An 11,959-nucleotide genomic window follows, 5' to 3' on the forward strand; every position below is an offset into this window, starting at 1 on the left:
GATCAGGCACCCGCACCGATGGTCAGAACCTTCGCGGAACGCTCGTCCACAAGGAGACCGTCCGCACGCTGAATGAACCGGTACACGACCTGATCGTTCAGGAACTTGTAATCAACCGACCGCTCAACGCGGAGCGGACCGGCAAGGCGGACCCGGTACTTGCTCAGGTCACCGAACAGAACCTTCGTCTCCGGAACACCGTCGTCGGTCAGGACCGGCTTGCCGTTGAAGGTGTCGGGAGCGCCGGCCACGAGACCGGAAGCCCACAGGTACTGACCGTTCGCGTCCTTGAGCTTGCGCATGAGCGCGGCAGTCTTGTCGGCCACAACGTACTTCGCGTCACGGCGGTAGGACTGAGTCAGCTCGTAGCTCAGGTCAATGAGCGCGTCGGCAACCTCACCGTCAGCAGAAGTGAGGGTGAACCCGGCAGTGGCAGCGGGGGCAGAAGTGAAGATGCCCTTCGGCTGACCCGTACCGGTGCCGGTCAGGAAGTGACGACCCATACCGTCACCGATCGCCGGACCCGCGTCACCAACAAGGAAGCCGACAAGGTCAAGTGCCTGATCGGCAATGAACTCACTGGAAACCGTGGAAGCGTACGCGTACTTGTAAGCGCCCACCGAAACCTGAGTCGTGGTCGGCTCAGACTCCGGGATGTTCCCGTTCTCGCCAACGATGGACGCGGACGCGCGACCGGTGACAACGGTGAAGTCAATCGGCTCACCGCTGGACGTGGTCACGATGCTCGCACCGTTGCGCATGATCGTGGAACGCTCAACGGCCTGAGCGAGAAGCTGACCGTACAGCGTCCGGGTCAGAACGTTCGGGTTGGTCGGACGGTCAACGGTCCGGGTCTCAACGTCGCCAACCTCAGCGCGGAACTCAAGCATCTTGCCGAAGCCGTCAGCGCCACCCAGGGACCGAAGCTGAGTCGCAGCGTCGGCAAGCTTGTCCTGAGTCTCACGCTTGCTGCCGGAGCCCTTGAGCCCCTGCATGAGCGAAGTGACGTTCTCAGTCGCAGCGAGAGCGTCCACGCCGCGCTTGATCCGACCGTCAAAGTCGGCAATGGCAGTGAGAAGGTTCGTCTCCTTCTCACGTGCCTCAGCGGTCATGTCCTTGCCGGCGAACTCGTCGGTCAGTGCGCGAAGCTCGTGGGTCGCACGCTCACGAGCCTCAAAGTTGGCGCTCAGGGTCTTAGCGTCCATGCTCAGACACCATCCTTACTGAGCGCACGGAGAAGCGCGCGCTCGTTGAAATAAGAAACCGGCTCCGTGTTGGAAGCCGGTGCGTCGTTTCGCTCTTCGGATTCGGGCGGAGGGGGAGCGAAGTCCCCAATGCCTAGCGCCTGTTCGACGGAGCGAAGCGCTGCCTGAGTGGTCGGGTAAGCCGGGTTCACGACCGGTCCGACTTCGGCAACGTCCATGGCCGTGATCTCCCGAACAGGAAGACCGGTCTCCGGGTCGTCTTCGTCTGCCCGACGCTGCCCACCGTCCACCACGCGGAACGTGAAGGAGCTACCGCGAAGGTCCCCACGCTTGAGAAGCGCGGCAACGTCACGGCCGGTCGTGGTGTCGGGAAGATCAATCTCGTACCAACCGCCTTCGCGGTCTTCGCCAACCCGAAGCGTGCCCGCACCCGTCCGCCCAAGAAGGGCATTGACGTTGTGGTTGAACGTGGCAATCACGTCGTTCTGTCGCAGCGACGGAGCACCCGCACCCGGAACGATCCGCTCTCGGAACCCGCCCAGGTCGTGAGACAGCTCGTTGAAGCGGTAGGCGTAACCGCGCATGACGATCACGCCGTTGTCCGCCTTGCGCTCTTCCGGTGGGCTGACCGCGAACCGACGTTCAAGGTCAGTCATCCGTACCCCCTTCGTCAGCCGGCTCTTCGTCCGGCTTCTCTTCGTCCGGCTCGTCTTCGGCCGGTGGCTCAATGGCAGGGGGCTCAACAACGGGCTCAGGTTCCGGCTCCGGCTCCGCGCCAACTTCGGCAAGGTTCATGGGAACGCGGTACGACTCACCCAACCCGTCAGGCAGCGGGGGAAGATCCTCCGAAGCACGGACTTCGTCAATGCTGTAAATGCCGTTCTGCAAGCCGAGTGAATACAGCTCCATACGTTCCTTCGGAGCGCCACGCTTGATCTCGTCAAGGTCGAACTTGACGAACCGGAAGCGGTCGGCAGTCTCCGCGTACAGCAGACGCGTGAACCCTGCCTCAATGCGCTCAAGCCACGGGCGCAGAGAGAACATGCTGAATGCGATGTTCTGTTCAGCGAGACCGGAGCCCCACGAAGTGGAGTTCGTAGCGTCGCTGATCAGGTGCGGCGGAACGCCGAAGATGCGCGCAATCTCAGGAACCTGAAACTGTCGCGTCTGCAAAAACTGAGCTTCGTCCGGTGACATAGCCACCTTGGAAAACTTCGCACCCTCAGTCAGCAAGGCGACGCGGTGAGCATTGTCAACCCCGGTGTTCGCTGTGCGCCACGCTTCACGCGCGCGCTTCAAACCGTCCTCAGACATGGTGCCCGGGACTTCAACAACCGCACCGGGTACAGCACCGTTCGCGAAGAACTTGCTTCCGTACTTCTGTGCAGCGAGAGCGAGACCGATGGACTCACGCGCGTACGTGATCGGGCTACAGCCGGCGAACTCACCCGGCAGCATCATCCCTGGGATATGGAGAATGTCCCGGGGCGTGAACCACCCAAGAGCGACTTCGTTACCGTCGTCGTCAACGTCGAAAGCCTCAAAGACCTTACGGCGCTGACCGTCCACCATGACCATATGAGGCACGATGGACGTAGGGTCAAGCACGTCAAGACCCACGATGTTCGGACCCTGCCAACGAACGGCAAGGTACGCGTTCCCGTCAAGCAGAAGACTGAGAACGGTCTGAGACAGAATGTCAATCCTGCCCATGCCCCCGGGCTCAGCGTTCGGGTAGTCCAGCCAATCGGGGGAAGTGATCGCGCGCTGAGACCCACCACGCTTCGTGTACGTGGCAACCGGCAGCGTGGCAATCGTCTCCGAGAGAAGACGGACACAGCCGAAGACCGCGCTCACTTGCAGCGCATCGGACGCGGTCACCCGCTCACCGGAAGCAGCGGTAAGGGTCCCGTACAAGCTGGGGTCATACGGGACCCACTCACGCGTTTCGGTCGGGGTCTCCTTGGGGCGGATCAGGTCTGACCAGAAACCCACCGGGTCCCCCTTCCTGCCTACTCTTGAGAGTGGGCTAGTCGTCAAACATCCCGGCTTCTCCGCCGATGATGTGAACACCTTCGTCGTCTTCGTAGGTGGCGAGAATGGCCGTGTTGACGAAAGCCCCGTTGTCTTCGCGCCACATCACAGCGCCGTGAACGGCAAGGATCATGGCAACGGCAAGGTCAATCTTTCGCCGGCTGGACGCGTGCTCTTTCGTGATGCGGGCACCACGAGCGTCTTCACGGATCACGGCGTTACCGATATGCCGGGCAAGGGACGGGTTACCGTCGTGGCTCATCCGACCGTCACGAGCCGCGTCGTACACGGCCTGAGTGGCAGGCACCATGCGCGCGAGTGAGTTCGTCGGGAAGGCTTCTACCGGGTAACCCTCAGCCTCAAGATTCTCAAGGGTCTCTTCCCAGCGGTACGGGTCCGCAACGAGATTCACGACCTTGTACGTCGCCAACGCTTCCCGCAGTGCCTCACGCACGTCGGGCATGGGCACGCGCCAATGAGCATCCCCTTGAGGGGCTTCCCAATGGCCGATCACGAACACCCGTAGGTCTTCCACGCGGCAGGCGACGAGCGCTGTGCTGTCACCCTTCCACGAGCCGTCAAAGCCCAACACAACGGCTTGCCCGGGTAGAAGGTCGTCATCCCCTGCAAGGCTGTCCCACAGCCCGTGAGGCAGCCACGTGGACGCGCCACGGACGAACTGACTCAAGCGGTAGATCCGGAACGACGCTTCGGTTGACCGCTGAGCGGCTGCCTTGAAGTCGTCTTCATTCAGGATCTCGTAAGAGGGGTTACACGCCTTCCACACTTCGGGGTCAAGGTGGTCAACGGTGTCACCGATGCGCGGACCCCACGAGCGGTAGAACAAGGTGGGGTCACTGACCTCACCGGAGTTCACACGCTCACCGGTCTCGCACAGCGCGGCGAACGGTCCGTCAGGGTCGGGGCCGGCTGTCGAGACAACCCACGTCATGGGTTGGTTACGAGCGGCAGACCCCAGCGTGAGCGCGTCGAACAGGTCGGCGTTCTTGCTGAACGCGTACTCATCCAACGAGACCGCGCACGGGTTCAGACCCTGTTGCCGTCCAGCGTCCGCGCTCACGACCCGGTACGTGTTGTCCTTGTACCGGATAATGTCGCGCTGCACGTCGCACACGGCGCTGAGCTTCGGGGACGCGTTGACCATTTGCTTCGCCGCGTCGAAAACCATGCGCGCCTGATTGCGGTCATTCGCCGCAGCGATCACCTGACGTTGCATGTCCGCGCGGTCAGCGATCAAGTGGTAAAGCATGATGGCTGCCGCAATGGTGCTCTTCCCGTTCTTACGGGCAATGCACACGACTGCCATTCTGTGCTTGCGCTTCCACTGACCAAACGCGTCTTGCTCAAGCCGGTACGCGTCAACAAGTAGTTCCCGCTGCCACGGAAGGAGCTTGAACTTCTGGCCGGCGAACGAGCCGGTCAGGTAACAGAACTCTTCAATCCACTTCGCTACGCGGTACCCCTCCGAAGGGAACGGCGCGTCAGCGGGGATGTGCCGAGAGATGACCGGGTCAATCTTCACCGGTCACCCCCATGCATGAACACCTTCGGGTATCCGAAGGGTCAGAACTCATCAGAAGTCTTCGGGTCCCGCCTGAACCTTGCGGGCTTCGGCAGCCACGATCCCTAGACGCATACGCGACTCAGGAGAGAAACCAATGACGGTCTCGATAGCGCGAAGTTCCTTCTCCGTGCTCTCGACATACCGCATGGCAGGGTGAACAACAGGCTGACCCGTGCTGCCGATCGTCATGAGACCGTCAGCGTCCACAGCGTCAAGAAGCTGAGAGCGTCGGTCGTACAGCTCCGCATACCGAAGGATCAGGTTGCGGTCAGTGTCGGGGGAGTAGGCACCGGAGCCGGCTTGCCAGACAGCGCGCCAAATCTCCTTGCCCGTGGAACCCAGGTGACCCGGAGCACGGGGCGCACGGCCTTCGTACACAATCGGTGCCTCAGCCTCAGCGGCGTAGTTGGCGTTCCCGGTGCGTAGCTCAGGACTCTTAGCGTGGCTCATGGCACCCCCTAACGGAGCGTTCATCCCCCTTAGCGGGTGCCTTCGTGGCGGGTACAAAATGGGGCATTCAGATTGTCACCCCAGGTGAGCGGCAGTCACGCTCAGGCAAAAACGGCCGTGCACCTAGCGCGCGTTTTCCGAGCTGGGGCCGGGATCGCTGAGAGCACATGTGCCGAACTTTCGGACCGCTCTCCCCCCTAGAAGGGGCGCTTGCCGAAGTCCATTGCCGTCTTCGTCTTGTGGCATTGCTTGCAAAGAACCTGAACGTTGTTGTCAAGGTCTTCACCACCACGAGCAAGGGGCAACACGTGGTCAATGTCCACCTGAGAAGGCAGGTACCAACGAAGGCACATGCGGCACTGTCCACCAACGGCCTTGCGTACAGCCTTACGGAGACGAGCCGCAGCGTTGTTGCCACGTGCAATAGCCTCACGCCTCTTAGTGTGAGACTGCACTGACCTACGCGCTGTGTAGTGGGCATGGTGTATGGCACACCTGCCGCTATGGGTAGCCCACTCCCTACACTCAAGACACCGTGTACGCATGGGCTACCCCCCCCCTCTTGTGTGGGTACCCCCTATGGGAAGCACCCCCCCCTACCTACTCTTAAGAGTGGGCTGACAGTAAGTGGGTCGGGTAGGACTCGAACCTACAACGCACGGGTTAAGAGCCCGTTGCTCTACCAATTGAGCTACCGACCCGGAGCCCTGGGCTACAACCCGGAAAGAAACCGAGGAGCGCTCAAGGGACCGACGAGCCGGAGGGTTCTTGTCCGCCGTTCTGTGTGGAAGGGTGCGCGGTACCTCTTCCGGCTCACTACTACTAGAGCGAAAGGGATTCCCTAGAGCGGAGGGGATTCCCGCGCGGGGGGTTGCTGTGGTCCGCCGGCTGACAGCGGGTGGTGCAGGTTTGCAGGTTTGTACGCTCGTCCTGTTTCTCTATAGCTTTTCTATGGTGTTACCAAGATCAAGTACAAATCTGCACTACTGCATAAGCCCAGGTCAGGAAGGGGATTCTCAGAAGGGGTCGTGTAGGGGAGTGTCACGGAACGGTATACTAGTTAGGTTAACTAACGATTCGGAGGTACAAAAAGAGGCCCGACCCCGAAGGATCGGACCCCTTCCGCTGTCCGCTACAGCGCTGCTAGTTCCCGCTCAGTGGCTTCGCTCGCTTCGTCTTCGTCCCTCAGTAGCTCCGCCCACTTGAGCGTCACACGGTCCTTGAGGGGGATGAACTTCTTCGTCTCAGGGTCGCGTCCCCGCCCCACCATGACGGAGTCAAGGAAGAAGCTCAGGAACTCCCGACGTGCGTAGACGTCCCAACCTGCCCAAATGCTTCCTTCGGCCAACGGGTCGTCACCGCTGAACCACTCAGATGGTACGCGGATGCTGCCGTTCATCTTCTCGTCAAGCTCAGCGATTCGGGCAACGCACTCCGCTTCGTAGGACCGGTATTGCAGCACCGTTGAGCGCCACGTTTCCAGCTCTTCACGGCCAACGTACAGACCGGCCTTACGGTCCGCCTGTAGATCCTTGATAGAGCGCCGGACGTTGTCTAGGTGCGCCTGTTGTTCGCGTCGCTCGTCAGCCACGCCGGCAAGGTCATGTTGAAGCGCGAAGCGTTCCGCAGCGGCGGCAATCCATGCTTGATCGTGCTCGTCTTCCATGTCCGCTGTGCGGAGCCGTGCCCACACCTTCCCGGCAACGTACTCGTCCAATTCGCTGCGCTTGACCGACAATCCACCGTGCCCCTTCGGGTTGGCGCACATGTAATTGCCTTCGGCAATGTCGCCATTGCGCTTACGGCCACCCTGGGACTGTCCCATTGATCCGCCGCAGATGTGGCACCCCAGGAAGCGCCACCCGCTCAGAAGCGTTGGCTCTACTTCGGCCCCGGGCTTTCGGTCGGACAGCTTCTTTCCGGAACGCTTCTCTTGTAGCTCAAGCCATTTCGAGCCGCTGAGAATGCCCGTGTGGGGCGTTAGCGGCTTACCGCCGGGGTCACGCCGTATGACGTTGATATGCGCCTTGCCGTGCTTCACGCGCTCGAATGCGAATCCGCCGATTGCAGGATGGTTGAGAATCCATCGGACCGTTTGAGCGCGCCACATGATCGGCTTTTCAGCGCCGTTCAGGCGACGTGCCGTAATGGACGCAAGACGCTTCTCCGTGGCGCGTCTCTCAGCCATTCCGGGGGACGGAATCTTTTCCTTCTCGAAGGTCGTCGCAATGGCGTTGTCGGACACTCCTTCAAACGACATTTTCGCCATGCGCTCAACTAGCGCGACGTGATCCGGGTTGTCTTCGTCCGGCTCAAGGACGGAGATCACGAGATTGTCAATCTTCTTACGCACGGCGCGCATACCGAACGGGGCGGAAGACGAATGAACGCCACCCAGCGCGGCAATCTCGTCTTTAGCCCCCTTGAGTCGTTCCGCCTTTAGGTCACTGTCCTGTTTCGCAAGGGCAGCGATCAGCGCGAAAATGGCAACGCCAATGGGGGTGGACGTGTCAAGGAACGGCTCAAGAACCGACATGAAACGCACGCCGTGTTTCTTTAGCTCGTTGTCGATTTCGAGCGCGTCATGTGCGCCTTTGCGAGTGAGCCGCGAAAGCTCATTCACAACGACAACGTCACCTTCGCCGGCGCGTACTTCACCCATCATGCGCTCGAAGTCAGCACGCACAACGTTCGGGTCCCAACCGGAGCGCCCCACGTCCACGAACTCACCTGCCACGACCCAGCGCGCCCCACCCTGAGCGTTGCGGGACGCGACCAACGCGCGACCGGCCGCTAGCTGTGCCTCAGTCGACACGTCGGAGCCATCGGACCGGCCCTTAGACTGACGCGCGTACAGGAAGACGCGGACAGTGTCTAGAAGGTGCTCAGGAACGTCAGGAGCGATGAAAGGCGACATGCCTAGATCTTGGCTCACGGGTGCTGACCTGCGCTTTCGTTTGGGAACATTGGTGGTGCTGAGTAGTTTCCCATGGATCACTTTCATCAAGAACCTGTTCAAGGACGGCAGCGGGCTCGCGTTCGACGACGCGGGCGATCCGACGGCGTACTTCTGGGTGCATCTGACGCTCGCCGTCGTCTCCTTTGTCCTGGGGACGGTTGTCGGGGGCATCGGGTTGCGCGGGGTGCGCGCCCTGCGCCAGATGCCGCCGGACGAGGCCTCGTCTCACCAGACGTCATAGCGGGGGTACGAGACCGTGGTCGTTGTCTTTGTGCTCGTTCTGGTGGCCGTGCTGGCCGCGCTCGGAGCACTGCACTGGTACGAGTGGCGCCGCCTGGTGCGCGACACGACCCGCGCGGGGGGACTCGCCCGGCGCCTGGGCACCGCCGTGTTCGCCGCCGGGCCCGTGCTGATGGTCACGGCCTTCGTCGCCGAGCGCAGCGGTGCGCCGTTCTGGCTCCAGCAGACGCTGGCCTGGCCCGGGTTCCTGTGGCTGGCGCTGTTCATGTATCTCGCCCTGGCACTGCTGGCGGGGGAGGTCGTACGGCCGGTGCTGCGGCGGTTCCTGGCGCGGCGGGGGGCCGGTGCGCCTGGTGTGACCGCTGAGGTTGCTTCGCCCGCGGTTGTCGTCGGGTCGGGGCCGCACCGGAGCATCCGTCCTCGGTCTGGCGCGGAATCGGCCGCTCCGGAAGCTGACGGTGTTGACGCGCCAGCCGCTGCGGGCGGACGTTCCGGTACGTCCCCTTCGGCCGGTTCTGCGCCTGCGGGTGGTGGTGCCGGGCCGTCCCGGCGGCTCTTCGTCTCCCGTGTGGTCGGGGGTGCCGCGGCTGCTGCCGCCGTGGGCACTGTCGGGTACGGGACGTACGGCGTCCTGCGTGGTCCCTCGGTCAAGCGGGTGACCGTGCCGCTGGCCAAGCTGCCGCGCTCAGCGCACGGGTTCCGGATCGCGGTGGTGAGCGACATCCACCTGGGGCCGGTGCTGGGCCGCGGCTTCGCACAGAAGGTCGTCGACACCATCAACGCGACCCAGCCCGACCTCATCGCCGTCGTCGGCGACCTGGTCGACGGCAGTGTGAAGGACCTCGGGCCCGCCGCGGCACCCCTCGCGCAGCTCAAGGCCCGGCACGGGGCGTTCTTCGTCACGGGCAACCACGAGTACTTCTCCGGTGCCGAGCAGTGGGTCGAGGAGGTACGGCGGCTCGGGCTGCGCCCGTTGGAGAACGCTCACGTCGAGCTGCCCGCCTTCGACCTCGCGGGGGTGAACGACGTGGCGGGCGAGAGCGAGGGGCAGGGTCCCGACTTCGCGAAGGCGCTCGGCGGCCGTGACACATCACGGGCCAGCGTCCTGCTCGCCCACCAGCCGATACAGATACACGACGCCGTCGAGCACGGCGTCGACCTGCAGCTCTCCGGCCACACCCACGGCGGGCAGCTGTGGCCCGGCAATTTCGTGGCGGACCTGGCGAATCCGACCCTGTCGGGGCTGGAGCGGTACGGAGACACGCAGTTGTACGTCAGCCGGGGTGCGGGCGCGTGGGGGCCGCCGACGCGGGTGGGGGCCCCGTCGGACATCACGGTGGTGGAACTGGCCTCACGGCAGGCCTGACCGTTAGCAGGGAGCAGGGAGCAGGGAGCAGGGAGCAGGGAGCAGGGAGCGGGGAGCGGGGAGCGGGGAGCGGGGAGCGGGGAGCAGGGGAGCAGGGGAGCAGGGCGGACTCCTGCGGCAGCGTTCGCCCCTCGTGGCCGGCCGGCCTGCTCCCTGTGGGTGACGGGAGTCTCCGGGACCGAAATAAAGCAAGTGGGCGTGCCCCGGCTTTGAATGGTCTGGCGTCGGCTGACGTATTGGTCAGGGTGCGGCGCCGAGACCGGGCCGTCTTGACCGGTGGGCTTTAGGAGGAACGGTGACGGATCTCGCGCAGCGAGAAGTGGCTCTGCGGATCTACCCGCCAACTCTGGGCGTCGTGGCCCAAACAGCTGTTCTGGTTTTGCTGGGGTCGACAGTGGGACTCGGCGTAGCCGGTTGGCTCGTGGGGCTGGGGTATTCCGTTGTTACGTGGGTCTTGCTCGCGCGCGCCCTGCAGCAACCCGACGTTCACCAATGGGGACCTGCTGACAGTGTGACTTTCGGCAGGTTGATCCTGACCGGTGGTGCAGCGGCTCTGGTCGCCGACTCCGTTGGCGGACACGTGTATCGGCCGGCGCTGATCGGATTGGCCGCGGTCTCGTTGATTCTCGATGCCGCAGACGGTCAGGTCGCCCGCCGTACAGGCACCGCTTCGAGGTTCGGTGCACGGTTCGACATGGAAGCGGACTCCGTCCTGGCGATTGTCCTGAGCGTCTTTATCGCGACGTCTCTCGGATGGTGGGCCGCCGCGATCGGGCTTTTCCGCTACACCTTCGTGTTGGCGTCATGGGCGATGCCGTGGCTGTGTGCCCCGCTGCTGCCTCGAATGTCACGAAAGGTTGTGGCTGCTTCGCAAGGTGTGGTGTTGGTCGTGGTGAGTGCGGGTTTGCTGCCTAGGGAAATGGCGCAGGTTTGCGTAGCGCTCTCCATTGGGACGCTGGTCTGGTCGTTCGGCATCGATGTGGCGTATTTGTGGAGGCAGTCGGCGCGGAAGCGACTGACGAGACTGAGTACCGCTGAGCTTGAATTCGTGTTGCGGTAGCTGCTGGGCCGAACTTGATCGTCGCCCCTCGCGCTGCCTCTGTGAGGTCCGCACGAGGGGGTGTGGTCTGCCGGTCAAGTCGCAGGAAAGCGGCGGTGTCCTGGCCGGCCGTGCCGGTAGGAGTCGTTACGCGGCTGCGGCCGGCGACGACAGGCAGTAGATGTCGCCGGAGTTGGCCTCATGCGGAAGCGCCAGAATGTGCGCGGCCATCGTCTTTGACGAGACCCACTCATCGAACTCCAGGCTCATGCTCTCGCCCATGGACACGTTGAAGAGCCCGAACCCCAGTTCCGTCACGCGGTCGAGGCAGCGCTGCGCGACTGCACGTTCGATGGTCGTGAACTCGAACGAGAGTGCAGGCAATGGATGGCTGAGTCCGGCCAGTACTGAGGCTTCGAAGCCTTCGACGTCTATCTTGGCGAACGCGGGCGTGCCGTACGTTTTGATGAGACCGTCGAACGTCACGACCGGCACGTCCATCTCTGCGTCCCACACCTGATCTTGCCAGCCACCTGCCCCATCAGCGGCCTTTATGAATTCAGCCGATGCCGTGGAAACGGTCGGATTCAGTGAGTTGACATAGAACTTCGCCGCTCCCTCGTGTGCACCGCATACGGCTTCGATGGATATGACGTCTTCGTCGCCTGCGTAGATTTCTCGGATGGCGCGGATACAGAGCGGTTGCGGCTCGACGGCTGTCACGCGTGCCCCCAGTCGGCGAAAACTGCCAATGCGATCGCCGACGTGGGAGCCAATGTCGAAAACCAGGTCTCCAGGCCGTACGAACTGCGCGTAGAAAGCGTCCATCGCTGCATCCTGGTCGACGTTCCCGTAATAGAAATTGAGCGACCGGTGGATGGGGGAAGCCGTCGGATCGGCCTTGAGGGATTCGAGTGCCTCATTGTTGAAGTCCATGTGGGATTGTACCCCGGGTGGGCCTCGGGCAATAAGGCCGGTGTGGGCGTCATGCAATATCCACAATATCCGGGGGTGACGCCGGATCAAGTTCGAAACCGTCGGTCGGCGTCATTCAATTCCCGGCCCCGTCGGCTGTCAGGTC

General features: G+C 62.8%; 11 protein-coding genes and 1 tRNA gene. 3 read left to right on the plus strand and 9 right to left on the minus strand.

Annotated features, from left to right (window positions below; all coding sequences use genetic code 11):
• Positions 1-2 precede the first annotated feature (2 nt).
• The 8 genes from ACFYPC_RS21500 to ACFYPC_RS21535 form a co-directional block, all read right to left on the minus strand.
• Positions 3-1,205, minus strand: a complete 1,203-nt coding sequence (locus ACFYPC_RS21500) for a phage major capsid protein (protein ID WP_388678470.1) — start codon at positions 1,203-1,205, stop codon at positions 3-5.
• 2 nt (positions 1,206-1,207) lie between these two features.
• Complete coding sequence (locus ACFYPC_RS21505; protein WP_388678472.1) at positions 1,208-1,861, minus strand: HK97 family phage prohead protease; 654 nt, start codon at positions 1,859-1,861, stop codon at positions 1,208-1,210.
• Positions 1,854-3,086, minus strand: coding sequence for a phage portal protein (locus tag ACFYPC_RS21510; RefSeq protein WP_388678475.1), 1,233 nt, complete (start codon positions 3,084-3,086; stop codon positions 1,854-1,856). Before ACFYPC_RS21510 ends, ACFYPC_RS21505 begins: the two co-directional genes overlap by 8 nt.
• Positions 3,087-3,234: 148 nt before the next feature.
• Positions 3,235-4,782 (minus strand): terminase large subunit domain-containing protein, encoded by a 1,548-nt coding sequence (locus tag ACFYPC_RS21515; protein ID WP_388678477.1) that lies wholly within the window; start codon positions 4,780-4,782, stop codon positions 3,235-3,237.
• A gap of 51 nt (positions 4,783-4,833) precedes the next feature.
• The gene (locus ACFYPC_RS21520) at positions 4,834-5,202 is read right to left on the minus strand and encodes a phage terminase small subunit P27 family (protein ID WP_388678862.1); all 369 of its coding nucleotides are present in this window, start codon (positions 5,200-5,202) and stop codon (positions 4,834-4,836) included.
• A gap of 269 nt (positions 5,203-5,471) precedes the next feature.
• Complete coding sequence (locus ACFYPC_RS21525; protein WP_388678480.1) at positions 5,472-5,819, minus strand: HNH endonuclease; 348 nt, start codon at positions 5,817-5,819, stop codon at positions 5,472-5,474.
• Between the two features lie 83 nt (positions 5,820-5,902).
• Positions 5,903-5,975 (minus strand) — tRNA-Lys (locus tag ACFYPC_RS21530).
• A gap of 431 nt (positions 5,976-6,406) precedes the next feature.
• Positions 6,407-8,191, minus strand: a complete 1,785-nt coding sequence (locus tag ACFYPC_RS21535) for a recombinase family protein (protein WP_388678483.1) — start codon at positions 8,189-8,191, stop codon at positions 6,407-6,409.
• Between ACFYPC_RS21535 and ACFYPC_RS21540 the strand changes: the two genes are divergently transcribed.
• From ACFYPC_RS21540 to ACFYPC_RS21550, 3 genes are all read left to right on the plus strand, one after another.
• A complete protein-coding gene (locus ACFYPC_RS21540; protein WP_388678486.1) occupies positions 8,178-8,474 on the plus strand; it encodes an SCO4848 family membrane protein in 297 nt (98 codons plus the stop codon). The two genes, ACFYPC_RS21535 and ACFYPC_RS21540, sit on opposite strands and share 14 nt — an antisense overlap.
• Positions 8,475-8,489: 15 nt before the next feature.
• Positions 8,490-9,839 (plus strand): metallophosphoesterase, encoded by a 1,350-nt coding sequence (locus tag ACFYPC_RS21545; RefSeq protein WP_388678488.1) that lies wholly within the window; start codon positions 8,490-8,492, stop codon positions 9,837-9,839.
• A gap of 295 nt (positions 9,840-10,134) precedes the next feature.
• Positions 10,135-10,899 carry a CDP-alcohol phosphatidyltransferase family protein gene (locus tag ACFYPC_RS21550; protein ID WP_388678491.1) on the plus strand — a complete coding sequence of 255 codons (765 nt, stop codon included), beginning with the start codon at positions 10,135-10,137 and terminating at the stop codon, positions 10,897-10,899.
• Positions 10,900-11,025: 126 nt separating this feature from the next.
• Here ACFYPC_RS21550 and ACFYPC_RS21555 read toward each other — a convergent pair whose 3' ends face one another.
• Entirely contained in the window at positions 11,026-11,814 is a 789-nt protein-coding gene (locus ACFYPC_RS21555; RefSeq protein ID WP_388678494.1) for an FkbM family methyltransferase, read from the minus strand.
• Positions 11,815-11,959: the final 145 nt, after the last annotated feature.

The organism is Streptomyces sp. NPDC005808 (assembly GCF_042871385.1).
Taxonomy (GTDB): Bacteria; Actinomycetota; Actinomycetes; order Streptomycetales; family Streptomycetaceae; genus Streptomyces.